27 protein-coding genes and 1 tRNA gene are annotated in these 24,873 nt (G+C 40.9%); 21 read left to right on the top strand and 7 right to left on the bottom strand.

Going from position 1 to position 24,873, the window contains the following annotated elements:
* Positions 1–34 precede the first annotated feature (34 nt).
* Entirely contained in the window at positions 35–1,237 is a 1,203-nt protein-coding gene (locus tag ACFPU1_RS09475) for an MFS transporter (RefSeq protein ID WP_385940421.1), read from the bottom strand.
* Between the two features lie 183 nt (positions 1,238–1,420).
* Here ACFPU1_RS09475 and ACFPU1_RS09470 point away from each other — a divergent pair, with 183 nt between their 5' ends.
* The 4 genes from ACFPU1_RS09470 to ACFPU1_RS09455 all read left to right on the top strand — a co-directional run bounded on the left by ACFPU1_RS09470 (position 1,421) and on the right by ACFPU1_RS09455 (position 3,558).
* Positions 1,421–1,843 carry a hypothetical protein gene (locus tag ACFPU1_RS09470; protein ID WP_269758110.1) on the top strand — a complete coding sequence of 141 codons (423 nt, stop codon included), beginning with the start codon at positions 1,421–1,423 and terminating at the stop codon, positions 1,841–1,843.
* Positions 1,844–1,892: 49 nt separating this feature from the next.
* Positions 1,893–2,153: a late competence development ComFB family protein gene (locus tag ACFPU1_RS09465; RefSeq protein ID WP_385940419.1), complete on the top strand. Its 261-nt coding sequence runs from the start codon at positions 1,893–1,895 to the stop codon at positions 2,151–2,153.
* Positions 2,154–2,232: 79 nt separating this feature from the next.
* The gene (locus ACFPU1_RS09460; RefSeq protein ID WP_385940417.1) at positions 2,233–2,994 is read left to right on the top strand and encodes a glycerophosphodiester phosphodiesterase; all 762 of its coding nucleotides are present in this window, start codon (positions 2,233–2,235) and stop codon (positions 2,992–2,994) included.
* 93 nt (positions 2,995–3,087) lie between these two features.
* Complete coding sequence (locus tag ACFPU1_RS09455) at positions 3,088–3,558, top strand: S-ribosylhomocysteine lyase (protein WP_054636192.1); 471 nt, start codon at positions 3,088–3,090, stop codon at positions 3,556–3,558.
* 92 nt (positions 3,559–3,650) lie between these two features.
* On the opposite strand, the gene ACFPU1_RS09450 is transcribed toward ACFPU1_RS09455, so the two are convergent.
* Complete coding sequence (locus ACFPU1_RS09450) at positions 3,651–4,307, bottom strand: cysteine hydrolase family protein (RefSeq protein WP_385940415.1); 657 nt, start codon at positions 4,305–4,307, stop codon at positions 3,651–3,653.
* Between the two features lie 281 nt (positions 4,308–4,588).
* On the opposite strand from ACFPU1_RS09450, the gene ACFPU1_RS09445 reads away from it, so the two are divergent.
* Both ACFPU1_RS09445 and ACFPU1_RS09440 read left to right on the top strand, forming a co-directional pair.
* Entirely contained in the window at positions 4,589–5,083 is a 495-nt protein-coding gene (locus ACFPU1_RS09445) for an Lrp/AsnC family transcriptional regulator (protein WP_054636193.1), read from the top strand.
* Positions 5,080–6,267 (top strand): aminotransferase, encoded by a 1,188-nt coding sequence (locus tag ACFPU1_RS09440; protein ID WP_385940412.1) that lies wholly within the window; start codon positions 5,080–5,082, stop codon positions 6,265–6,267. Before ACFPU1_RS09445 ends, ACFPU1_RS09440 begins: the two co-directional genes overlap by 4 nt.
* Before the next feature lie 417 nt (positions 6,268–6,684).
* Here ACFPU1_RS09440 and ACFPU1_RS09435 read toward each other — a convergent pair whose 3' ends face one another.
* The gene (locus ACFPU1_RS09435; protein WP_385940411.1) at positions 6,685–8,031 is read right to left on the bottom strand and encodes a sodium-dependent transporter; all 1,347 of its coding nucleotides are present in this window, start codon (positions 8,029–8,031) and stop codon (positions 6,685–6,687) included.
* Between the two features lie 217 nt (positions 8,032–8,248).
* Between ACFPU1_RS09435 and yugI the strand changes: the two genes are divergently transcribed.
* On the top strand, positions 8,249–8,677 hold the full coding sequence (yugI, locus tag ACFPU1_RS09430; RefSeq protein WP_054636195.1) for a S1 domain-containing post-transcriptional regulator GSP13: 429 nt from the start codon (positions 8,249–8,251) through the stop codon (positions 8,675–8,677).
* Between the two features lie 222 nt (positions 8,678–8,899).
* On the opposite strand, the gene ACFPU1_RS09425 is transcribed toward yugI, so the two are convergent.
* Positions 8,900–9,127, bottom strand: a complete 228-nt coding sequence (locus ACFPU1_RS09425) for a DUF378 domain-containing protein (RefSeq protein ID WP_054636196.1) — start codon at positions 9,125–9,127, stop codon at positions 8,900–8,902.
* 256 nt (positions 9,128–9,383) lie between these two features.
* Here ACFPU1_RS09425 and ACFPU1_RS09420 point away from each other — a divergent pair, with 256 nt between their 5' ends.
* From ACFPU1_RS09420 to ACFPU1_RS09410, 3 genes are all read left to right on the top strand, one after another.
* On the top strand, positions 9,384–10,553 hold the full coding sequence (locus ACFPU1_RS09420; RefSeq protein WP_385940408.1) for an iron-containing alcohol dehydrogenase: 1,170 nt from the start codon (positions 9,384–9,386) through the stop codon (positions 10,551–10,553).
* Positions 10,554–10,667: 114 nt separating this feature from the next.
* On the top strand, positions 10,668–12,023 hold the full coding sequence (locus ACFPU1_RS09415) for a glucose-6-phosphate isomerase (protein ID WP_385940407.1): 1,356 nt from the start codon (positions 10,668–10,670) through the stop codon (positions 12,021–12,023).
* A 121-nt stretch (positions 12,024–12,144) separates the two neighbouring features.
* Positions 12,145–12,543, top strand: coding sequence for a YugN-like family protein (locus tag ACFPU1_RS09410; protein ID WP_054636197.1), 399 nt, complete (start codon positions 12,145–12,147; stop codon positions 12,541–12,543).
* On the opposite strand, the gene ACFPU1_RS09405 is transcribed toward ACFPU1_RS09410, so the two are convergent.
* A complete protein-coding gene (locus ACFPU1_RS09405) occupies positions 12,540–13,547 on the bottom strand; it encodes a potassium channel family protein (RefSeq protein ID WP_385940405.1) in 1,008 nt (335 codons plus the stop codon). The genes ACFPU1_RS09410 and ACFPU1_RS09405 overlap by 4 nt on opposite strands.
* 110 nt (positions 13,548–13,657) lie before the next feature.
* Between ACFPU1_RS09405 and ACFPU1_RS09400 the strand changes: the two genes are divergently transcribed.
* The 3 genes from ACFPU1_RS09400 to ACFPU1_RS09390 all read left to right on the top strand — a co-directional run bounded on the left by ACFPU1_RS09400 (position 13,658) and on the right by ACFPU1_RS09390 (position 15,325).
* Positions 13,658–13,816: a hypothetical protein gene (locus ACFPU1_RS09400; protein WP_198153474.1), complete on the top strand. Its 159-nt coding sequence runs from the start codon at positions 13,658–13,660 to the stop codon at positions 13,814–13,816.
* A 55-nt stretch (positions 13,817–13,871) separates the two neighbouring features.
* Positions 13,872–13,947, top strand: a tRNA-Ala gene (locus tag ACFPU1_RS09395).
* A 280-nt stretch (positions 13,948–14,227) separates the two neighbouring features.
* Complete coding sequence (locus tag ACFPU1_RS09390) at positions 14,228–15,325, top strand: AI-2E family transporter (protein ID WP_054636200.1); 1,098 nt, start codon at positions 14,228–14,230, stop codon at positions 15,323–15,325.
* Positions 15,326–15,694: 369 nt separating this feature from the next.
* Here the strand turns inward: ACFPU1_RS09390 and ACFPU1_RS09385 are convergent, their stop codons facing one another.
* Together ACFPU1_RS09385 and ACFPU1_RS09380 are read right to left on the bottom strand one after the other, a co-directional pair.
* The gene (locus ACFPU1_RS09385; RefSeq protein ID WP_385940402.1) at positions 15,695–15,985 is read right to left on the bottom strand and encodes a YrhK family protein; all 291 of its coding nucleotides are present in this window, start codon (positions 15,983–15,985) and stop codon (positions 15,695–15,697) included.
* 163 nt (positions 15,986–16,148) lie between these two features.
* Positions 16,149–17,018, bottom strand: coding sequence for a DMT family transporter (locus ACFPU1_RS09380; protein ID WP_385940400.1), 870 nt, complete (start codon positions 17,016–17,018; stop codon positions 16,149–16,151).
* 611 nt (positions 17,019–17,629) lie between these two features.
* Between ACFPU1_RS09380 and ACFPU1_RS09375 the strand changes: the two genes are divergently transcribed.
* The 8 genes from ACFPU1_RS09375 (at position 17,630) to ACFPU1_RS09340 (ending at position 24,799) form a co-directional block, all read left to right on the top strand.
* Positions 17,630–18,133, top strand: coding sequence for a GNAT family N-acetyltransferase (locus ACFPU1_RS09375; RefSeq protein ID WP_385940398.1), 504 nt, complete (start codon positions 17,630–17,632; stop codon positions 18,131–18,133).
* 170 nt (positions 18,134–18,303) lie between these two features.
* Complete coding sequence (locus tag ACFPU1_RS09370) at positions 18,304–18,807, top strand: Lrp/AsnC family transcriptional regulator (RefSeq protein ID WP_054636203.1); 504 nt, start codon at positions 18,304–18,306, stop codon at positions 18,805–18,807.
* 111 nt (positions 18,808–18,918) lie between these two features.
* Positions 18,919–19,245 (top strand): DUF3870 domain-containing protein, encoded by a 327-nt coding sequence (locus ACFPU1_RS09365; RefSeq protein WP_054636204.1) that lies wholly within the window; start codon positions 18,919–18,921, stop codon positions 19,243–19,245.
* A gap of 249 nt (positions 19,246–19,494) precedes the next feature.
* A complete protein-coding gene (gene lhgO / locus ACFPU1_RS09360) occupies positions 19,495–20,709 on the top strand; it encodes an L-2-hydroxyglutarate oxidase (protein WP_385940395.1) in 1,215 nt (404 codons plus the stop codon).
* A 264-nt stretch (positions 20,710–20,973) separates the two neighbouring features.
* Positions 20,974–21,909 (top strand): glutarate dioxygenase GlaH, encoded by a 936-nt coding sequence (glaH, locus tag ACFPU1_RS09355; protein ID WP_385940393.1) that lies wholly within the window; start codon positions 20,974–20,976, stop codon positions 21,907–21,909.
* An 81-nt stretch (positions 21,910–21,990) separates the two neighbouring features.
* Positions 21,991–22,125, top strand: coding sequence for a hypothetical protein (locus ACFPU1_RS09350; protein WP_269758112.1), 135 nt, complete (start codon positions 21,991–21,993; stop codon positions 22,123–22,125).
* A gap of 68 nt (positions 22,126–22,193) precedes the next feature.
* Positions 22,194–23,105 (top strand): ketopantoate reductase family protein, encoded by a 912-nt coding sequence (locus ACFPU1_RS09345; RefSeq protein ID WP_385940391.1) that lies wholly within the window; start codon positions 22,194–22,196, stop codon positions 23,103–23,105.
* Between the two features lie 8 nt (positions 23,106–23,113).
* On the top strand, positions 23,114–24,799 hold the full coding sequence (locus ACFPU1_RS09340) for a sigma-54 interaction domain-containing protein (RefSeq protein ID WP_385940389.1): 1,686 nt from the start codon (positions 23,114–23,116) through the stop codon (positions 24,797–24,799).
* Positions 24,800–24,873: the final 74 nt, after the last annotated feature.

The raw sequence follows: 24,873 nt of genomic DNA, 5'->3' as shown, positions 1-24,873 counted from the left end.
AGTGAATGTTTGAGCTCAGCCCTTTTATAATACCCTAAGATCTGACTTTGCCTGCTTCTGCTGAAGGGAGAGAAGAGTGTTGATTGGTACGAGAAAGGGTGAGCCATAAGACGAAAGCGCTTATGATAAAGAGCCCCCCTGATACGATAAAAACAAATGGGATATGGAAAAAAGAGGCGACCGTTCCCCCCATTACAGGCCCAACAACATTCCCCAGAAACCGGAAGCTTTGATTATATCCCATTACCTCCCCTTGCACAGTTACAGGGCAAGCTTGTCGAATATAGGCTGTCATGCACGGAATTAACCCGCCTACCTGCACACCAAACAAAAAACGCAGGAGTACAAGCTGCCATATCTCTGTAACAAAGGCCTGGGGAATAAAAAAGACGGCAGCTAAAATAAGCAAAATGAGCAGTACCTTTTCATGACCTATTTTGTCTCCAAGTTGTCCCCATTTTCGAGCGGCGACCAAGCTTCCAAGACCAGTTACGGAGAAAACAAAACCAGCCATAAAAGCAATGTTTTCAGTTGAATTTAACTCATTTACATATAAGGCGAGCAGAGGCTGGACGCTAAAATTAGCTGTTTGCATTACCAGTGAAATAATCATAACGATATGCAGGATAGGATGGGTAAAAACATGGCGGAAAATTTCCTTTTTACTGTAGGCTCTTTCTTCTTCTCCTTCCTCCTTGTAAACCACTTCCTTTACTCCGAAAGCAACGAGTACGGTCGATAATGCAATAACAATAGATGTAATAACAAAGGTCAACGCAAAGCCAGTCGTATCTGCCAATACTCCTCCCATAAGAGGTCCAAGCAGTCCCCCGGCAACCGTGCCAGTCTGCAGGGTGCCGAGCTTCTCACCAGCTGTTTCTTTACTGCTCTGTGCCGAGATCAGGGCAATGGCGGTGGGGATAAAACCTGTAACGATCCCCATGAACAGCCGAAGCAAAAAAAGTCCCATAACGGATTCAACAAAACCCATCAAGAAAATGCTTATGGATATACCGAGTCCCGTGATGACTAGAATCGACTTCCGGCCGTAACGATCCCCAAAACGCCCCCATAAAGGAGCAAAAAAGAATGCCACTAAAAAGGTAACACCAAAGACATATCCGGCCCAGCGTTGTACATAGGCATCAGAAAAGTCGCCGAGTGTTTCTATATATAAAGATATAAAAGGAAGAACCATCGTAGCGCTGGCTGCTACAAAAAAATTGGCAAACCACATAATTTTTAAATTGCGGCTTGCAATACGTTCAGAATTAATAAGTAATCACCCTCAAAAATACATCACACATGACTGTGTTTATTTCGTATCACTAAATATTGTACCCTATATAATATTTTATGAAAAGTCTTATGACCTGCTGAGCGTGATATGCTACCATGATAAGGAAAGGAAGGGATGGCTGTGGAAAAAGTGTATCATGCTACAGAATCCAGACCGCTCTGGTTGTTTTTATTTGTACTGACGGTTTGGTATGCATTTTATTTTGAGTTTCAAATTCCCGTTCTACCATACTTATTGCCACTGATACCTATTTACTTTTTGTTAGTTACATATGAACTTCAAGTAGACGAGGACATCATCCGCATCAAAACCAAATTGTTCAATCTTACAATTAAAGAAAAGACAGCTGAGCCTGAAAATATAAAAGAAATGGTTATTTTATACATGAAATGGGCTCAAAAAGGTGTGCTTATCAGACTGCATAAAGGGATGAGGTGGCGTGTGATCCAATATACCCCGGCAGATTACGATGAAGCTCTCAAGCAATTTGCCCGAAGCCACCAGGTGCCTGTGATGATTCATGGAGACCCTCCGAACCAATAAGAAACCTGTAAAAAAAGGACTTTCCCTGGGGCAGGAGAGGATGGATACAATGAAAAACGCAATGGAAGGAATTGTTGCACATATACTAAAGGAACATGTGCATCATTTGTATTTACCATGTACTTGTGTAGAATGTCAGCAGGACGTTGCAGCACTGGCTCTGAATCAGCTCCCACCCCATTATGTACGCTCCACAGAAGGAGAAGCCTATATTAGGGCAAAGTACATGGAGGATCAGGAAAAGGCTGTTGTCCTGGGGGCACTTGCCAAAGCCGCAATAAAAGTATCAGAAAACACAAGCCATCAGTAATCTCCACCTATAACCAGTGTATTGTAATTAAAATTCGGGGATAGGTAAAGAAAAGGACAAAAAGTGGGGAAGTATCAAAATGATAAAAGAGTTAGCCACGCCAATCATTATTTCTCATCGTGGTGTAACCAATTTAGGTGCACAGGAAAACACAATTGAATCCTTTAACCAGGCGATTGCCGGCGGGGCCGATTATGTTGAAACTGATATTAGACGTACAAAGGATGGTTATCTGGTTTGTTTTCATGATAAGAAATGGAACAAGGTTCCTGTCGGGGCGTTAACCTATAAGGAATGGATCATGCAGACAGGTCTTCTTGGCTGGACTCCTCCTTTATTAGAGGATGTTCTTGACGCATGCAGGGGAAAGATCAGGTTGAATTTGGAAGTGAAAGAACCTGGTCTTGAAGAAGATATCATCAAAACGGCCAGTGGTCGTTTTCCTCTTAAACACCTGTTAATTTCTTCGTTTAATGATGAAATTTTAGTAAGGGTAAAAGAAATTGACTCTCACGTTCCTACGGGACTTTTGCTTGGCAAAAATGTATTTCAGCACAGATTCAGGTTGACGGCTTACCAGCAGGATATCTTTCCAGAAAGAAGATTAATTAAAACAAAAGCTGATATAGTCTGTCCTAACTACCGTGTCCTCAGGCTGAACTTTTTAAAAAGAATGCATGCCTTACAAAAGCCTGTGTATGTATGGACGGTCAATCATCCTAAAAGAATGGTTGATCTTGTGGATAAAGGGGCAGATGGCCTTATTACCGATCAAGTAAAGCTTGCCGGTGAACTGTTTGGCAAAAAGGAAATCGCAGAAGATAAAGGAAAAACATCTTAAATGATTGTATTAAGATAGCAAACCATAGTATCATCATAATCAAACTAGCATATATGAAGAGGATTTCCTCTTTAAAGAATAAGGAGTGATTTCATGCCAAGCGTAGAAAGTTTTGAGCTTGATCACAATATTGTAAAGGCCCCGTATATTCGCCATGCAGGCGTACAGAAAGTTGGGAGTGACGGTCACGTTAACAAGTACGATATTCGTTTTTGTCAGCCTAACAAACAAAACCTTCAGCCTCCTGTCATTCATACGCTGGAGCACTTGCTCGCTTTGAATGTCCGTCGTTTCACGGAAGAGTATGATCACTTTGAAGTGATAGACCTTTCTCCAATGGGGTGTCAGACAGGCTTTTATCTTATTATGAATGGTGAGCCTTCAATTGAAGAACTTATTGATGTCCTGAAAAAAACTATGGAATATTCTATTGAGCTTGAAGAGGTGCCGGCCGCTAACGAAGAACAGTGCGGGCAGGCTAAGCTTCATAACCTTGAAGGTGCCAAAAAATGGATGAAGTACTGGCTTGAACAGGATGCTGAATCATTGAAAGAAGTATTTTAAACAAACGTTTGATTAACGGACGCTTCCTCTCCTAAAGAGGAAGCGTCTTTTATATTGCAAGTATATTACAAACAAGTAAGGTGCCAGGCACCTTACTTTCGTTGCTGTTTAAAGTAATCATTTGCTTTTTGAATAATTTCCACTAGATCCAGTTCGTCGGAGGAAGTGATGTTTGTTTTTAAGAGAGCGTGCATCATCTCCAAGGAATTCAGGTCACTCTCTTCGGTGTTAGAGGCTGTGCAGTCAGAGGGTACAATGGTTTGGTAGTGGCGCATGTAGGCGTCGTTTACCGTAAAGTGAACACACATGTTGCCTGCAAACCCGGCAATAATCAACGTTTTTACTTCTAGATAATCGAGCAGCAGATCAAGAGGAGTAGCAAAAAAAGCTGAGAACTGAGGTTTTAAAACAAAATAGTCATCATCTTCTGGCAGAAGCAATTCTACGATAGGCTTGCCTCGTACGTTATTTTCAAGACAATGGTCAACGAGCTGTCTGAAATCACTTTGCCATCTTCCATAATTGTCATTTACATAAATGACAGGAACGTCGTAAGCCTTTACTCTTCTTTTTAATTTTGCTATTTTTTTAGCGGCTGGAAGAGACTGTTCAAATAATTTCTCTCCATCTTCAAATTCCATATCATTTATTGTGTCTATTAATAAAAGAGCAACAGAGGCTTTTTCAGGTACATGCTCAGGGTTATCTTCACTTTCTTTTGAAGCATCCACTGGTTTATGTTCTGCCATTTTTCAGTCACCTGCCTTGAGAATAGCAATTTTATAGTAAGGAGCTGGGCATATCATTGCGCAGCCGTAACAAGCGTTTTAACACAAATAGAGCGTAGTTTAGTATTCCCCAATAGGTGGAAGAGAAAACGAGAGAAGTGCTCAGAATTTTTAAAAAGGAACCTCAGTTTTTCCTATTAATATGATATGATTAACGATACGAAAACTATTTCCTCTGCGGTTTTAAAAACAGAGAGAAACGGCAGAGGCTGAGAAGCAACGTTGGGAAAGGAGTCAGTGAGATGGAGGAGAAGGAACTAGAAATTTTACATCTTGTTGAAGAAAACGCCAGATTGGATGTACCTACACTGGCCAGGATGGTAGACGTGAGTGAAGAGAAAGTTAATGGAATCCTGGCGAAGCTGCAGGAAGAAAAAATTATCTTAAGCTACAATGCAGTGATCGACTGGAGCAAGGTTGATGATCACCCTGGGGTTACAGCTATGATTGATGTGAAAGTTACACCTCAGCGAGGAGTAGGCTTTGATGAAGTAGCTGAGCGCATCTACAGGTTTTCTGAGGTGAAAGCATTATACCTTGTGTCAGGCGCTTATGACCTTCAAGTAGTCATAGAGGGAAAAACGATGAATGAAATTTCCAACTTTGTCTCAAGTAAGTTATCAACACTTGATTCAGTTATATCCACAACTACACATTTTCAGCTCAAAACATATAAACACGATGGGGTAGTGTTTGATGACGGCGAAGAAGACAAAAGAATCGTGGTTTCGCCATGACTTTCTCATCGGTTAAAAATAAACAGCGTTTATCGGACTCAGTGCAACGAATAAAGCCATCAGGAATCCGGCGTTTTTTTGACCTTGCCTCCACCATGGATAATGTTATTTCTTTAGGTGTTGGGGAGCCTGATTTTGTAACTCCGTGGAATGTTCGTGAGGCAAGCATAAATTCCATGGAGAGAGGGCATACAGCATATACGGCAAATGCCGGCTTACTGGAACTGCGACAGGAAATATCCAAATATATGAAGCAGCGTTTTCAAGTTTCATACCAGCCTGAGGGAGAAGTTCTTGTTACAGTCGGAGCCAGTGAAGGAATAGACCTGGCTGTCAGGGCCATCGTTAATCCAGGTGATGAAGTGATTGTGGTGGAACCCAGCTTTGTCTCCTATGCGCCAATTGTTTCATTGGCCGGTGGTGTGCCAGTACCTATTGGTACAAAAAAAGAGAACGATTTCAAGCTGACACCTTCCCAATTGGAAGAGGCAATTACAGCGAGAACGAAAGCAATCATTCTCTGTTTCCCTAATAATCCAACCGGGGCCACTATGACTGAGAATGAGTTAAAAGAGATTGCTTACCTGGTGGAAAAGCATGACCTTCTCGTTTTATCTGATGAAATTTACGCGGAACTCAGCTATGATGAGCCTCATTATAGTTTCCCGCGCTGTGAGGGAATGTGGGACCGGACGATCTTGATATCTGGGTTTTCCAAAGCCTTCGCTATGACAGGGTGGCGTCTTGGGTTTATCTGTGGACCAGAAGATATCGTTTCAGCTATGCTGAAAATCCATCAGTATACAATGATGTGTGCATCTACACTGGCTCAGCATGGAGCCATTGAGGCTCTTCAAAACGGACAGGAAGATGTAAGTCGCATGGTTACCAGCTATAGACAAAGAAGGAACTATTTAGTGAAAGCTTTCGATGAGATTGGACTTCCTTGTCATTTTCCTGGAGGGGCATTTTATGCTTTTCCGGATATTAGCCCGACAGGAATGAACGCTGAGGAATTTGCTGAGCAGCTTTTAGTAGAAGAACAAGTAGCCGTGGTGCCTGGGGATGTATTTGGAGAAGGCGGTGAAACTCACATCCGCTGCTCTTATGCTACTTCACTGGATTCTTTGCGGACAGCTATCGAACGAATGGGTGCTTTCCTGGAGCGTCACAAAATAAATTAAATAGTGTTAGTAAGAAAGGCCGCACAATAAAGCGGCCTATTTTTTATGAAAAATTGATAAAAAGAAAAAACCGAAGGCTTCACTGCATTTGCATGCAGCAGGCCTTCGGTTTTTTTCCGGTTACTTCTTTAAAGCTGGGGGAAGCTTTTAAAGTGTACTACCGGAGAAAGGGGAGAAAAAGATTACTGGATTCACAGCCTCTTCAACAGAGAAAACAAAGCAGCGGGCTTTGCCTCATGAAAGAGGGGGAATAGCATTAATAGTATTCCCGGAATTCTATAAAATAATCCACTATTTTTAAAAAAAGGTGCCTGGCACCAAAATTGGCTGTAATATAATTTTTTCAGCGGGTGCTGTTCCTCTCACAATCAGGCGATGATGGAGATTACAGCTCCAAATATCTCTGGCACTTTCAGTTTAAAGTATTCCAAGCACATTTAAGAAAGCAATGGCAATTGCAATTGGGGCAATGTAACGAATCGTTATAAACCACACTTGGAAAAAGCCGGACCCTAAATTAGAACTGCGTAAAAGCTCCTCCTGCAAGGCTGACTTACTCATTTTTAACGGAACAAATATTGAAATCAGCAATGCGCCAAGAGGCAGCAGAATATTGGAAACTAGAAAGTCTAATTGATTAAAAAAAGTATCTCCAAAAATAAGCCATTCACCAAGAAGTCCAAATGACAAATTAGATGGAATTCCGATGAGGAAAATAATGAGACCCATGCTCCAAGCCATTTTCTTTCGTTTTGCCGGATCGCTTTTTGATGTTGTAGCTACAACAATTTCTAACAGTGAAAAGGCTGAGGTCAAAGTAGCGAATAATAATAAAGCAAGAAACATGGATAAAAATACAGAGCCAAAAGCCATTTCACTAAACACAGCAGGCAGAACAGTGAAAATGAGACTAGGCCCTTCATCTGGTTCAAGTCCAAATGCAAAAACCCCCGGGAAGATCGCCAATCCGGCAAGAACAGCGATGAATACACTGAGACCTACTATGGATGTAGCAGAACGGACCAGATCGTCTTTTTTAGACAAGTAGGAGCTGTATGTTACCATAATAGACACCCCAAGGCTTAAGGAAAAGAAAGCCTGTCCCAGTGCAAAAAGAATCGTTTCGCTTGTCACTTCGCTCCAATCTGGCTGAAGGAAAAACGTTACTCCTTCCATTGCGCCTTCCAAGGTTAAGGAACGAATCACAAGGATAAGAAACAGGATAAACAACAGCGGCATCATCAGGGTGCTTGCCCGCTCAATTCCTTTTTGGATTCCCCCTTGGACAATTAAGATCGTGATAAGCATAAATCCAAGATGGGCAGCACCAACTTCCCAGTGATTTGAGATAATGCTCCCAAATAACTCACCGAAATCTCCGGTTGCCGGATCAGTCAATCCCCCAGTTAAGCTCCGGATAAAGTAAGTAAGAATCCAGCCGCCGACCACTGAGTAAAAGGAAAGGAGAAGAAAGGAGGTTACCACTCCAAGTATCCCAATTCCGTGCCACAAGCTGTTGGGAGCAATTTCCTTATACGCTTGAATCGCATTCTTGTTGGTACGCCGTCCAATGACAAACTCAGCCAGTAATAACGTAGTCCCCAATAATAAGGTGAAAAGTAGAAAAATAACAAAAAATGCCCCGCCACCGTTGGTTCCAGCTACATAAGGAAGTCGCCAAATAGCTCCAAGCCCTATGGCCGAACCGGCAGCAGCTAAAATAAAACCGATCTTAGAAGACCATTGTTCTCCTCGATTAGCCATAAAATATTCTCTCCTTTTGATTTCTCAACATGGTTCACAATAGCTATGTAGAGACTGTTTGTCAACTTTTATATTTTTCCGGGAAGGCACAGCGCAGGCCTTTTTCAAAAGGTGTTTACACTACTTGTATTGATGGAATAAGTATTATATCCAAATTGCTGTGTTAAGCCACCTGTGATATACTTTATAGGTTAAAAAATAGTTAGGAGATGTTTTCATGTCGGTACAGCAATATGAAGTAGGTAGTATCGTTGAAGGAAAAGTAACTGGGATTAAACCGTTTGGTGCTTTTGTGGCTCTTGATGACCAGAAACAAGGACTTGTACACATTTCAGAAGTGACTCACGGCTTCGTGAAAGATATTAATGATGTGTTATCCGTAGGAGATGAAGTGCAAGTAAAAATCAAATCCATTGATAATGAGTCAGGAAAGATTTCCCTTTCTATTAAAGATACTCAGCCAGCCCCAGAAGGAAAAGGAGCTCCACGTCGCGAAGGCGGCAATAAGCCAAACAACCGAAGTGGCGCCGCAGCCGGAACTCAACAGAAAAGTCAGGGTTTTAATACTCTTGAAGACAAGCTTAAGGACTGGTTGAAGCAATCAAATGAGATTCAAGCAGACCTGAACAAAAGAGTTCGTAAATAAGCAATATAAAAACGTCCGGGGTAAAAGCTCGGACTTTTTTATTTTATAGCCAGTGATACAGGAGGGGGGGCAGGGTTGAAGAAAGGATTGAATTTTATTCAAATCGCCCTGGCACATTTCAGCTCTCAGCTATGCAGACGAGGAAGAAAAAGCATAAAAGCCCGAAGCGATAGCTCCGGGCGGCCTGTACATAATTAAGAAGCCATGAACAATTGACAGGTGTTAGCGTTGTGTTTCTGGGCTTCTTTGAAGCTCGCTATCAGGTTTAAATAAGATAGAGATACAATAGATCCCTGCAATCCCTACAATTGCATAGATTACACGGGAAATGGCTGCTGCTTGACCACCGAAGATTGCTGCGACAAGGTCAAAACCAAAAAAACCAATAAGTCCCCAATTAATTGCTCCGATCATGGCGAGAACCAAAGCTGTACGTTGTATTCCGCTCATTATTCTTCACCTCCCTTTACTTTTTCCACCCTTCATCTTAAAGAAAATAGGACGAAAACTTCCCCCATAAGCAGGGAATAGGGTCTGTAGGTATAGAATGAAATAAAGAGAAGTACTTTATGCATGTAACCTTCATTTTTTTGAGTATCTTATTTTTTTACCCTGTGATTTTATATAAGATAGCATTGTTCAGGGATTGCTTTTTCGATTAAATGAAGACAGGCACAATCAATATGTCTATTTACTGGAGGCTGCAATGAAAGAATTTACTTTTCAAAACACGACGAGACTGCATTTTGGAAAAGGAATGATTGCCAACCTGGGAAAAGAAGCGAAATCGTTTGGTGACAATGTTCTCCTTGTATATGGAGGAGGAAGCATTAAGAAAAATGGGATTTACGATGAAGTGCTGAGCGAATTAAAGGGCCAGAATATAAAGGTGACAGAGCTTTCTGGAGTTGAGCCAAATCCAAGACTTTCTACGGTAAATAAAGGAGTGCAGCTTGCAAAAGAAAATAATATCGACCTTCTTCTGGCAGTAGGCGGCGGAAGTGTAATTGATTGCACCAAGGCTATTGCTGTAGGAGCCGCAAGCGATGTTGACGTATGGGATGTCGTCACGAAAAAAGCAAAGCCGGACAAAGCTTTGCCGCTGGGCACAGTGCTCACCTTGGCAGCAACCGGTTCAGAAATGAATGCTAATTCTGTAATTACAAACTGGGAGAAGAATGAAAAACATGGGTGGGCCCATCCTCTTGTTTATCCTTCTTTTTCCATACTGGATCCTGTTTATACTTATTCTGTGCCTGCTGATCAAACAGCATTTGGAATTATTGATATGATGAGCCACGTTATTGAAACCTATTTCCATGTGGAAACCAACACACCGGTGCAAGACCAATTGGCAGAATCTCTGCTTAGGGTTTGCGTTGAGACAGGTCCTAAATTAATGGCTGAACCAGAAAATTATGAATACCGGGAAACTATTATGTACTGTGGAACCATGGCTTTAAATGGCGTACTTCAAATGGGAGCCCGCGGTGATTGGGGAACACATAACCTGGAGCATGCTGTTTCAGCTGTGCATGATATACCCCACGCCGGAGGACTCGCTGTTTTATTTCCAAACTGGCTTAAGCAGACCGTTGAAAAAGAGGTAGGAATCACGCGTATGTCTCGTTTGGCAGAGCAGGTTTTTAATGTAGATAAGAGCAATAAAAGTGAAAGAGAGGCTGCATTGGAAGGAATCGATAAGCTCCAGGAGTTCTGGGTTAATCTGGGCGCTCCAAGCCGCCTGAAAGATTATAATATTGGAGAAGACAGTTTGGGAACCATAGCAGATAAGGCCTTAGTCAATGGCTCGTATGGTTCGTTTTTAACACAGGACAGAGAGGTTGTCGAAAAAATTCTCAGAGACTCATTATAGAGAAATAAAATATATTTGCAGTTGAAGACGATTACAATTGGAAAACGTCTTGATTTGTCAGTTTGGCTTCTTTACATTGATAGAAGATGTGTTAGAAATAGGAGGGAAAATGCTATGGGCAATCAACTAAACTTGGATTACAGTAATGCTTTGGATTTTGTGAGAGAAGAAGAAATCAGTCAGCTGCAAGGAGCCGTTACCCAGGCTCACGAGGCTCTTCATAATAAAACAGGTGCAGGAAATGACTTTGTGGGATGGGTGGATTTGCCGGCAGATTATGATACAGAGGAATTTTCACGCATCCAGCAAGCCGCCGACAAAATTAGCGGGGACTCTGATGTACTTATAGTGATAGGTATTGGCGGTTCATACTTAGGAGCCAAAGCAGCGTTGGAGAGCTTACACCATACGTTTAGAAATCAGCTTCCAAAAGAACAGCGTAAAGGCCCGGAAATTTACTTTGCCGGACATCATATTAGTCCTTCTTATGTAAACGATTTGCTTCACATCATTGAAGGGAAGGATGTATCACTGAACGTAATATCTAAATCAGGGACTACGACCGAGCCTGCCATTGCTTTTCGCATTTTCCGTGAGTGGATGGAAAACAAGTATGGGAAAGAAGAAGCGGCGTCAAGGATCTATGCGACGACCGACAAAGAAAAAGGAGCTTTAAAAACACTTGCTTCTGAAGAAGGGTTTGAATCATTTGTCGTGCCAGATGATGTAGGCGGTCGTTATTCTGTCTTAACAGCCGTGGGACTTCTGCCGATTGCTGCTTCCGGCCTTGACATCGAAAGTATGATGAAAGGAGCAGCAGACGCACGAGAAGCTCTTTCCACAGACAGCCTGGAAAAAAATGAGGCGTACCAATATGCGGCCTTACGCCATGCTCTTTACCAAAAAGGTAATACGATCGAGCTTCTTGTTAATTATGAGCCAAGGCTTCAGTATGTTTCTGAGTGGTGGAAGCAGCTATTTGGCGAAAGTGAAGGAAAAGATGGAAAAGGATTGTTCCCGGCTTCGGTTAATTTTTCTACAGATCTTCATTCCATGGGACAATACGTGCAGGATGGCCGCCGTCACCTGTTCGAGACTGTCCTGCAAATTGAAGAGCCGGGTAATGACATTACCTTGAAAGAAAATAAAAGCGATTTAGACGGCTTAAACTATCTTTCTGGCGAAACAATGAACTTTGTAAATAAAAAAGCGTTTGAAGGTACTCTTTTAGCTCACACTGATGGAAAGGTACCTAATTTGATTGTTACGATTCCAGAAATGAATGAGTACCATTTTGGTTACCTGGTTTACTTCTTTGAAAAAGCTTGCGCGATCAGCGGCTATCTTTTAGGTGTTAACCCGTTTGACCAGCCAGGAGTAGAGGATTATAAGAAAAACATGTTTGCTTTGCTTGGAAAACCTGGATTTGAAGAGCAGAAGCAAGAGCTTGAAAACCGCTTGAAAAAATAACAGCCAGCCCGGTTCTGATTGATAAGGACCGGGCTTTTTACTGTTGATACGTCCCGTTCTTCTTGATGTATGAAAAAGGATAGAAATGTCGAAGCTAACCAGGTAAAGGGGGTAATCGACAATGATCCAACTGCAGTCAAGAATTGAAGAACATAAATTCAAAATGGAAACATTAAAGGAGAAATTGCAGCCTTTAGGGTATGGAATTGGAGGGAATTGGGATTATGATCATGGTTACTTTGACTATAAAATAGACGATGACCATGGATACCATTTCCTGAGGCTGCCATTTCGGACTATTGATGGAGAGGTTGAAACAAAAGGTGTAACCGTGGAGCTTGGACGCCCGTTTTTATTAACTCATCAATATGAGGAAGGGATTGATGATGTCGTCTACAACTATAATGCCTTATTCAACCAGTTCCAAAAGCCAGTTGTAAACGATGCGGCCGTTCCTAACAAGTACTTAGAAACAGGCCGTTTGTTAATAGAAGAGCTGGAAGCCACATTGTTAACCTAATGGTCTACAAAGAGAATGGAGTCTTCATGGGACACAAAAAAAGGAGCATTAGGATTTAACAGCATTTTCCCCTGTCTTTTTACACCGAGAGGCAGCTTGCCTTCTTTTCTGAATTCGTGTAAAAGCTCTTCAAAGGAAAGCCCCACCCATTCATCTTTTATTTCAGTCATCTTGAGGTTATACTGGTCCTCATGCTCAAGTAAATCGGTTATGATACTTGCTACTCCAGGATAAATCGTACTTCCGCTCATCAAAAGGCTGGTCACATAAGTCGATTCTATGACTTCATCTGCACCGGCTCTTTTTGCGTTGGCGAGAAGTTCAGGAGTTAATATTTCAACAGTTACCATTGCCTTATCGTTATTGCTTTTCACTGCCAGAAGAGTTAAGATCGTCCGTGCATCGCTGTCTTGTTCATTCATTGATCTTCCTGCGGTTATGAGTACACTTGCAGCTTTGGAGATATTCGCCTTCTGCAGGGTTTCATCTATGTTAGGGTTCCCTTGAATAAAGTGAACACTTGAGTGACGGGGAAAGGGAGGCTGCTGAAGAGTTTCGTCAATGAGGACAATTTCTCTTTGGGAATGTTGCCTCTGCAGCTCTTTAATCACCTGCCTGCTTTTTTCATTCCAGCCAATGACAATGCAGTGGTTCTCATAACGGCAGGAAAGTTTGCCCTGGCGCCATTGTGTTTCCTCTGTAACGGTAGTGGCAGCCAAGGATGTAACAAAAAAGGTGACAAATCCAATCCCAAATAAAATAAGGATAATAGCAATAACGCGCCCAATCGTGCTATCAGGTACAAGATCGCCGTACCCCACTGTAGAAGCACTGACTATGGCCCACCAGACGGCATCAAAGTAAGTGGGAAAGGTATGTGGTTCCAGCCGGTGCATCAGCCAGCTTATACTAATAATAATAATCCCAATTACTAAAAATAGTCTCGTTAGCAAGTGAGACTTAGCAAATTGCTGAGTAAGCTTATGAAAAGGAAGCATTTTCATACATCCTCCAGACAAAAAAGAGTAGTAGCTTCAGTATAGCCAACCTCTTGTTCATTCAACCTTCATCTGCTATAGTTAGGAACGGACAGAGAGGAAGCGGGTGATAGAGAATGATTCAAGCACTGATTTTTGGGATTGCTGTATTTTTAGGGTGGATCCTTCTCGATTGGGTGAAGGAAAAGAAGCTGAGAAAAGAAAAAGTAAGAGAAGCGGCGGTTACGGCTGTATTTGGGGCTATTGGCTGGCTGATTCTTGACTTTATTTTATAAATTGACAACTGCCAGGAAACATTATATAATTAAACATGTCTGAATAATAGGAAATGGGGCATTAGCTCAGCTGGGAGAGCGCTACACTGGCAGTGTAGAGGTCAGCGGTTCGAGCCCGCTATGCTCCACCATACATATCACAACGTAACCGTCGAGGTTACGTTTTTTTGTTCTTTTTACTCATTCTATCCTTTTTCGTTCCATCCTTGACATCTATATTCGTTACATTAAGGGGTATGTTAATAAATAGATTCCTTTGCAGAACGTGGTTTCATTGATTTCCTGATCCGATTTGTCATATATTTAGTAAAAGATGCACAAGACTTATCTAAAATGAGTCCTGACTTTAAGGATATCCTGCTTTTTTAGTTTCTTTGAATACTGTCCTATTTATTTTGCAGGAGTGGTTACATGTATAATAAGTTTTTAAAAACTGGGTCGGCAATTATTATTATTTTTTTAATTATCTATTTAGGGACGCTCATTGACTGGATTTTTATCCCTCTGCTTGTATTTTTTCAAACAGTCTTTTTTCCCATTGTAATAGCAGGAATACTATTTTACATATTTAGACCTATTGTTCACAGGCTGAGTAAAAAAATGCCAAGAACACTTGCGATTTTACTATTGTTTTTCGGTTTTGCCGCTTTAATTGTAGCTCTCCTTTCACTTATTGTTCCCGAGATTGAAAATCAAATGAATAGTCTAGTCAACAGCATGCCAGTAATTATTTCTGAAATGCAGCAGCTGCTTATACAGATTCAACAGCATGAACTGGTACAACGATTTGATTTAACGGAACTATTTCAAGTTGAAGAGCAGATAGAGCAAGCTGGGTCTGTTATTAACAACATTATGTCGAATATTGTACCTAACACTTTAAGCTTTGTCGGTGCCGTGTTTAATGTATTAATCGCCCTGTTTGTTATTCCTTTTATTCTTTTTTACTTATTAAAAGAAGGGGAAAAGTTTCCAAATAGTATTCTCCATTTTATTCAGGAGAAAGATAATAAAAAAGAAGCGAGCCGTATTCTTAGTGGTATGGATAAGATGTTAAGTAATTATATTCAAGGAATTCTTATCGTTTGTTCCTTTATAGGAATTCTTTGTTACATTGCATTTACGCTTATTGGGTTGGACTATGCATTAATTCTTGCGCTCTTTGCCATGATGACCAATGTAATTCCATACGTTGGTCCTTGGCTTGGTGCGGTGCCTGCCGTTATAGTCGGGATCTTGCAATCTCCATTTATGGCTCTGCTTGTGATCATTATCATTGTGATTATTCAACAAATTGAAAGCATTCTGCTTCAACCACAGGTAATGGGCAAAAAGCTTTCAATGCACCCGGTGACTGTATTGATTTTAGTGCTTGTAGCGGGACAATTTTTGGGTATCGTTGGAATGCTGCTTGCCGTTCCGACGTACGCCGTCAGCAAGGTATTTGTTACCCATCTCCATAGACTATGGCAAGTGAAACAACAGGAGAATAAGCTGAAAGATACCTAACGATCGTTGTGGGGGAAATGAACGGTTGATGAGAGAGTATTCTTAAAAAGATAATTATACAGAACAAAGAAGAGCGGCTGCATTTTCTATGTCACCGCTCTTCTTTTTGTAATTTTATCCCTCAATACGCAGTGCAAGTGTCTTTAATATGTAGGCGAGGTTTACTCTCCTTCACCATAATTTGATACGCCTCGTTTCCGGCGAAACAACCTTTATGGTAACCATCATGTGTAGAGAACCCTGTGATAAGTAAGAGTTCAACTCACTGTCCTATAAAAGATGATAAAGAAGAAAGAAGAGATTCAGAAGGAGGAAGCTGAGAGGGGGAAGGGCAGATAAAACCTAAAAGCAGGATCCTTCAAAACGAAACTAACCGTCTGTGGTATACGTGTCTTTGTCGGTTATATCTCTTCTTAAAGAAGTATTGCGAATCAGTCTAAGAAGAGGGCGGATAAACAAGAAAATACTTCCTAGTAAATAAGCCACCATGCCAAATATTTCTGTTTGAGAAGAAAAGTTCAGCAAACTTCCAGTAACAAATAAGATGCCAATGAGCAGGTCGTTAATGACAGTAATGACCTTATATCTTCTATAAAAATACAGCCGAAAGCGTCCTGCTTTTACATCTAAATACTCTTTTCCTTCTTGAATTTGCGGCATAAAATCCTCCTTTCTCAAACTAGACAAGAAGAATATTACCCGTTCAAGAAGGAAAGTAAACTATTTACATGTCTTGAGAAGACAAAGACAGGCGCAGAAGAACGACCATTATATTAATGAAACTACAGAGAACCTGCGTTAATGTAAATTACTCGTAAATTACTCAGTTGGACTGCTTCACACTAAGCACGGTGATTGTAAGGAGGATGATTACCATTCCAAAAATTTGAATGGTTGTCAAATGATCTCCAAGAAGCAAAATGCCAAATAATGAAGCTGTTACCGGCTCTACCATAGCGACCATCGAAGCAGTTGTCGGGGTAGTCCGCCGAATTCCAATTACATAAAATATAAATGAAAGTCCAGCCCCCAGGATCCCTAAGAGAAGGAACCATCCTATGTCGCTTGACGTCACCACACTAGCGGCTTCTGCATTGTCCGCAAAAAGAAAAAGGATGATACAAAAGGAAAAAAATGCAATGGTTAACGTGATTTGCGGATTTCCGGTAGAAGAGGCATTTTTAAACCCGAATATAAACAATGCATAGAAAATCCCCGCAGCAAGCCCCGCTGCCGCCCCTAGAACACTCACTGATATCGAATCGGTACTGTAGGCACCTGTAAGCAGGATAATCCCCACAAGCACACCGGTAATGCACCCCCATTTAAACCAGGTCGAACGCTCCAGTCGAAATAAAAAGGAAATTAAAAGGACGAACACAGGTGCGGTGTACATTAAAGTAGCAGCAACAGCGACGCTGGATGCCTGGATACTGAGAAAATAAAATGTGAAATTTCCGGCAACACCAAGCCCTGCCAACAGGGACCATATGTATAAACGAGTAGAGAAGATCCAATTTTTTCTAAAGCGAAAGAGAAACCAAGCTAAAAAACATATAAAAGCAACAGCCCCTCGGTAAAAGGAAATGACGATAGGGTCCCAGCCCTTGTTCATTAAAATATCTCCAATTCCCCCACTAATGCCCCAGCAAATAGCGGCCAGGATAACTAAGCCTACACCTGCAAATCTCATCGTGTGCCTCCTGAAGGTAAGTAATCAAACGTATTTTTGAGTGAGCTATTAAAAAACGAACGTGAGCGTATCAACGTAAATGTAAGGGTGAGGAAATACTCTTTACCCTCTTAATCAAACATAGGTTTGTTACAAGGTATTAACGGTAATTCCTTTAAGTTCTCATGCCTAAACCTAACTCGCTTGACTTGCAATATGAAGGGACGATACCTTTAAAAAATTAAGAGAAACAACATATCTTTTTGTTATAATAATTCTTTAAGCCCGTTCTACGGCTCCATCTTCTTAACTGATAAAATAAAATTTCGATATAAAAGCAAAATTATTTATGAATTAGCTGATGATCATGCTATTGTTTCAATGGTAGAAAAAAACAGGAGTTAGTATCGTACCTGAAAGTGTCCTGCCGGCACATGCCCATATCTGTTTCTTCATATAGGAAGAGAGCTGCAGGGTAATAGATATTGCTGCTTACAAAAAGGCCATCCCTAGGCAACCAAGAAATCCACCAGGTACGTGGAACAATGCCAATGGTTAGTCAGCTGTAATTTTTACTTTACTGAATAAAGGTTACTTTGCTTGAATTTTAGTACATAGCACAGGAGGAACTCATGATTGAAATACGAGAGGTGAAACCAGAGGAAATTGACAATGTAGCCGCATTTTTGCTCCCCACCATGGCAGAAGTTTATCCTTTTCCTTTAAGCGATAATGCTAAAAAAGATATTACCGAGATGGAAAAGCTGTTTATTACTAGGGATAAAGCCATTTTTTTAGCCGCTTTTTCCGAAGGGAATGTTTTGGGAACAATTGCTGTCCGGCCATATGACGACAGAATTACCGCTTTACAAGGTCGGTATTGCTTACCGGACACCTGTGAACTGATTAAATGTTACGTAAAAAGTGATAGCCGCAAGCAAGGCATTGGTTCAAGATTATATGAGAGAGCTGTTCAGTTTTGTAGCGAAACCGGCTATCAAACAATGTATCTTCATACACATGAGTTTTTGCCGGGGGGACTAACTTTCTGGAAGAAGAAAGGTTTTTTAATTGTGAAAGAAGAGAATGACAGGCTGGAGACTGTTCACATGGAAAAAAAGGTACCTTTCTGCTGAATTCATGTCTGCTTTTTTAGTCAGTCTGTTGCTAAGAGAGTTCGACATTTTTCAATAGTGTATGGTATGTAATAAAAGCGTCAAAGAGTGTGCTGGATAATACCTTGTAAGACATAAAATGATTACCTATAATTGTAAATATTACATCCTTGAGATGAGGAGTGGGGAAAATGCAACAGCTGGATAAAGTGGATTTTTCTATCCTGGGATTTTTACAGGAAAATGGGAAACGCCCTTACAGTAATATTGCTGATTTACTAGGGGTTAGTGAAGGGACAGTCCGTTCTCGCGTTAAAAAAATGCTCGACAATGGGGTCTTTGAATTTGTGGTTCATACGAATCCTGACAAGGTGGGCCTGCATGTTCAGGCAATTATCGGTTTCTCAACACAGCTGGGGAAGCAAGAGGATATTGCCAAAAAGCTTAAGAGCTTTCAGGAAGTTCGTTTTGTCGGAGCTTTTTCCGGCATGCATGATTTAATTATACAGGCTTATTTTAGAAACAATGAATCCCTCGTTCATTTTGTGAATCATCAATTATCACAATTAGAGGGGATCCAATCAATAGATGTCAGCGTAGAACTAAAGGAATATAAAGATTCTTTTTCATATGTTCTTCCAGAAGGCAAGGATAAGGAGAGCGGCATGGAAGTAGATTCAAAGAAAGCTATCTAACAGCAAAAAGAGCAACTCTCTATTAAACGATTCATAGCAGGCAGAGTAGAGTTGGTTCTCTCCTCTATTTGTAATAATATAGAATAAAAGTGCGGAGAGGAGTAAAAGTACATGGAAAATGGCAACATTGCATTTATTGCCGGCCATGCAAGACTTCCTGAAGGCATGGCGGCGCAAAGTGTGTTTAATACGTTGACAGTCACAGCAGAAGTAGACAGAAAGTATGGAGTGATACTTCAAGCCTCCTGTACTCTGGCGACAGAACATGGAAGGGAATATATTCATCATTTGTTAAGAGGATACAGTCTCAAGGACAGTGTAGAAATTATACTAAAAGCGGTGGAAACCCACTATCATGGAAAAGCAAAGAACGCAATTTTAGCAGCCATTAAAGATTTACATATTCAGTTTCATACACACTTTCTAAGAAATAAGTGAACAAGTCTGAACATTGACATAATTTAAAAAGGAGTATACAGTATTAGGTGGATACTCCTTCTCTTCTAGTCAGGCAGCCCCTGACAGGGCCAGAGAAGGGAAAGGCAAAATTTTTTGAATCATACTGAGTAGCCTATGATTCTTCAGAAGCGTGAAGAGCATTTACAAATAGGTTATAGCCAGTCACCCCGCCTGAAAAGGGAGAAGACTGGCTTTTTTGCATTTTAATCAGGGAATAGGAGGAAGCTAATGTACGATTATGCGATTATAGGTGGTGGAATTGTTGGCCTTTCTGTAGGGCACTCCCTAACAAAAAGGTTCCCTGGGGCCTCCATTTTAATGATTGAAAAAGAAGAAAGCTGGGCCTCTCACCAAACTGGACATAATAGTGGTGTTATTCACTCTGGAATTTATTACAAACCGGGAAGCTACAAAGCAAGGTTCGCAAAGGCGGGCAATCAATCGATGGTAGAGTTTTGCCAAGAGCATAACATTGACCATGATGTCTGCGGAAAGGTTATTGTTGCCACTAATGACCAGGAGCTGCCACGTTTAGATAACCTCTACAAACGTGGGTTGGAGAACGGCTTAAACATTAGAAAAATAAGCAGGGAAGAGCTGAAGGAAAAGGAACCTAACGTGAACGGCCTTGCGGCGATTCATGTTCCTTCAGCAGGAATTGTTAATTTCAAGCAGGTCAGTGAGACTTTTGCTTCGCTGATTGAAAAGGGCGGAGGGACAATGCTTCTTAATACTGAGGTTCAAAATATTACAGAAGAGGAGTCCCAGGTAACCATAGAGACACAGCACAGCACCTATCAAGCCAAAACGTTAATTAATTGTGCCGGCCTTCACAGTGATCGAATTGCAAGAAAAACGGGCTATCATACAGACATGAAAGTGATCCCGTTTCGAGGAGAGTATTATACTCTTAAAGAGGAAAAAAGGGGACTTGTTAAAAATCTTGTCTATCCTGTGCCTAACCCGGACTTCCCATTTCTAGGAGTCCACTTTACCAGAATGATAGATGGAGAAGTAGAAGCGGGACCCAATGCAGTTCTTAGCTTTAAACGAGAAGGATACAGAAAGACTGACTTTTTACTTAAAGATTTCATGGAAGTCATGGGGTACAGCGGCTTTTGGAAACTGGCAAGAAATTATGTAAAAGAAGGATCAGAAGAAATGATTCGCTCATTCAGCAAAGCTAAGTTTGTGGAAAGCCTCCAAAAGCTGATTCCTGAAATAACCGGAGATGACTTGGAGCCTGCACCGGCTGGAGTAAGAGCACAAGCTTTAAAGGCAGATGGAAGCCTTGTCGATGATTTTCATATTGTGACTGGGAAAAACAGCTTTCACATTTGTAACGCTCCTTCACCAGCAGCCACAGCTTCCATCCAGATCGGTGAAGAAGTGACAAGGTTGATAGGCATGAAGAAAGAAAATGCTCTCACCAGTCAATCATAATAAGTGATAGAATATTTTGAATATATGTTGACAATAGGCTTAAGCTGTTTTACACTGTAATCAGTTACCCACTCACCTTCTCAGGGTAGAACCTGAAGAATCGTGAATGAAGGAATACGCGAATTCACCTATATAACTCTTAAGCTGTTTAGTTACTATGACTCTATTTCCGTAGAGCATGACCAGTAATCTAAAGCCAGTTGTACTGTGCAACCCCACAGTATAGCTGGCTTTTTATGTTTAATTTCAGAGGAGGAATGAACCATGAGTATGCTTGAACAGGATGTAAAAAGAGATTTTGTAAAGGAAGAGAACACGTTTCGAGTAAGGAAGCATCCGCAAAGCAACCGACTGTATCATATTGAAATCAGTGATGCTGTGATAAGACAATTCTTTTCCGAGCTAAAGGATATGAGCACAGAAAGACTGGAATATGTGCCTTACAACCGATTTATCGCAGCGGCAAAGCTTGAAGAAATTGCAGGGACCTCTTTTTCCCAAACGATTAACAGTATTCTCCATGACCGGGCATCAGGAGGATTTACGATTGGGGTGAAAGAACAAACGAATAACATAGGTGAATATATCCTATTCTCTACTGCTTTAAGTCATTTAATAGGAGAGCCCAACTTCGATGCTATGTCAGGAAAGTACTATGCAAGATTTACAGTGAAGGATACTGATAACAGTGATTCTTATTTAAGGCAGGCTTATAGGCGGTTTACCTTACACACTGACGGGACATTTGTAGATGAGCCAACTGACTGGCTGCTAATGATGAAAATGGCTGAAGAACATGCGGTTGGTGGAGAATCAAGGCTTCTGCACCTGGATGATTGGAAGGAGCTTGATCGTTTTATTAAAGATCCTTTAGCTTCTTATGAATTTACTTACAAAGCTCCTGCAAGTAAAAATGTACAAGAAGAAGTAAAGCGCAAAACCTTTTTCCTGAAAAATAACAACCCATGCATTTGCTTTATCGACCAATTTGCTTATCCTGAATCTATTCAACAGGCGAAGTATTTACGAGATCTTTCTTCTTCTATGGAGGAAGATGAAAATGTCATTGAGTTAAAACTTCCGACAGGGAATCTGGTTATGCTGAATAATTTATTCTGGCTGCATGGCAGAGCTGCTTTTGAGAAAAATGTTCAGCTTCACAGAGAGCTGCTTCGCCAGCGAGGCCGGTTCTTAAAGTAAGTCAATACTGAAGGAAAGCATGCTGGAAGCTTCTGGTATGCTTTTATTTATGGGTCTGTAACAGATAAAGGGATATGTTTTATGGCAGAATCTGCAGGTGCCACACCAGCGTTGTCTCATCTCACCGGGAATGCGAGAGAAAGGCTGGGATGGATTGTCCACTTGAGCCTTTGGGTTCAAAGCAGAGAACGCCAGACGAAGATTTTACAAAGATAGATAAAAGGAAATGGTTTCTCCCATATAGAAGAAAGGTAAATGACATTTTTAGTCGTAAGGAGGATGCTATGAATATTGCAGTAGTTGGGGCAGGAGCTATTGGAAGTTATCTTGGCGGCATGTTGAGCAATGAAAGCATGAACGTTTCATTGATTGCCAGAGGAGAACATCTTAAGCAAATGAAGAAAAATGGTCTGACTTTAAAAACAAACAACCACGAAAAAACCATAAAAGCAACGTTTACTGATTCTATGGATGCCATAAAAGGGGCAGACCTTATTTTGTTTACGGTTAAATCACCGGATACGTTAAAGACAGCCAGGGAAATGATGCCTTTTGTCAAAAAGGAAGCATCAATCCTAACCTTTCAAAATGGAGTGAGCAACGAAGAAGTGTTAGCTGATCTTTATGGAGAGAAGCAGGTGTTATCTGGTGCTGCACATATTTCTGCTCAGGTAGCCGCCCCAGGCGCAGTGAAACAAGAAGGAAACCATTTATTTTTTATTGGAAGCCTATCAGATGATAACTGCCAAAAGGCTGAAGAGGTTGTACAGTTGTTTGAAAACAGCGGGATCAATGCAAGGTCAAGCGACCGCATCCTTGAAAGAAAATGGCGAAAGTCTCTTTGGAATGTCACTTTTAATCCTCTGTCTGCTGTAACTGGAGCTGCTGTAGGCGAGATATTAGATTCTCCTGAATTAAATAAAACAGCAGAGCTTGTATTAAAGGAAATCGTAGAAGTAGCAAAGAAAGCAAATATTAAAGTGACTAAAAAAGCAATAGATCAAGTTTTCTCTGATGCCGCCTTAGTACGACATCACAAAACCTCTATGCTTCAGGATAGAGAAAAGGGCAAGCCCATGGAGGTTGAAGCATTATGCGGATATTTCGTTAAAAAGGCAAGAAGGTTAGAAGTGGATACGCCTGTTTTGGAAACGCTTTACTCTTTATTGACGTTTATAGATGTAAGGAAAGGCTGATGGCTCCCATGAGTATGAGTATATTACATTTCCCGTTTGCTTCATTCACTACTGATCATGAAACTACCATACAGTCCTTAAACGATGCTGCATTTGAACTTTTCCAGGGGAAAGTCGCAGCAGGTGACAAAGCTGATTCTGTCTTTTCTGATTTTCGCACGGACCAAGAAACATTTTTAGGGAAACTGCAAGACCGATGTTTTCTATTTTTTATGCGAAATACAAACGATCCTCCTAGTCATGGCATTTTCAACTATATAGCAGTGCAAGGGGAAGAATACGCTGGAATGAAGGAGAAGATTAAGGAACTTAATAAGTCAAACCGTGAGCTCGATGCCATCATTGAAAGCTCCTATGATGGTATATACATCACAGATCATGAAGGAAATACATTAAAAACAAATTCAGCCATAGAAAGAATATCAGGCATCCCCAAGCATTACTACATAGGAAAAAACGTCCATGATCTTATGAAAAGAGGGATATTAAAAGAATCTGTCACAACAAAAGTATTGAAAGCAAAAAAAACGGTGAATGTCGTTCAAAAGAATTTTAATCAGAAAAAAACGGTAATGACGGGCAGCCCTATTTTTAATGAAAATGGGGAAATTGAGAAAATTGTAACCAACATTCGAGACTTGTCAGAACTAAATGAGCTGCATGAACAACTAAACGAAGTACAGCAATTAAATAAAAAATACGAACAGCAGCTTGAAAGACTTAAAGCCTATACAAAGGAAGATCCTGAGGTGGTAATTAAAAGCGAAAAGATGCTGGACCTTTTTAACACCGCAGAAAGATTAGCTCAGGTAGATACGACGGTGCTGATTTTAGGAGAAACAGGTGTAGGGAAAGATGTATTAGCCAGGCACTTGTATCGCGTGAGCAATCGCTATGACAGTGGAAACTTTATTAAAATTAATTGCGGTGCTCTTCCTAAAGATCTATTAGAATCTGAATTATTTGGATATGAGGCCGGGGCCTTTTCAGGAGCCAGCCGCTCAGGAAAACCAGGGTTGTTTGAAATGGCAGATAGAGGTTTTTTATTTATGGATGAAGTAGGAGAAATGCCCGAACCGCTGCAGGTGAAGTTTCTCAGGGTACTTCAAGAAAAGGAGATTCAGCGAATCGGTGGAACAAAAACAAAAAAAGTAGATGTCAGAGTAATCGCAGCCACAAATAAGGATTTAAAAAAGATGGTAAAGGAAGGGACGTTCCGAGAAGATCTGTATTACCGTCTGCACGTAGTGCCGGTTTTTGTGCCGCCACTCAGGGAGCGAAAAGAAGATATTCTGCCTTTGGTGCAGTCCTTAGTTAATAAGTACAATAAAAAATATGAAATGAATAAAACAGCAGACCGTACATTAACAGAATTTTTCCTAAGGTATCACTGGCCTGGGAACGTCAGAGAATTATCTAATCTGGTTGAACGTATGATGATAACCTGCCCCGCAAAGAGTTTATCCTTTGGCGACCTTCCAGACGAATATAAAGAAGGATATGAATACGTCCCCGAGAGTACATTACTCCCTTTAAAGAAAAGTGTGGAAGAAGCAGAAAAAAAGGTATTATCTACAGCGGTAAAAAAATGGTCTACAACTTATGAAATTGCAGAACACCTGGAAACCAGCCAGGCAACAGTTGTAAGAAAACTAAAAAAATATGGCCTTTCTATTGATACGGAAACTCTGTAATTCATTTTTGGTTCATAATACAAAAATGAATTACAGAAAATAGAGTGAATTCAGAAAATAATTCAAAAATGAAT

The organism is Thalassorhabdus alkalitolerans (assembly GCF_042656525.1).
Lineage (GTDB): Bacteria > Bacillota > Bacilli > Bacillales > Marinococcaceae > Thalassorhabdus > Thalassorhabdus alkalitolerans.
The sequence above is the reverse complement of the archived record's forward strand: the minus strand, read 5'-3'. Positions and strand labels throughout refer to the sequence as shown.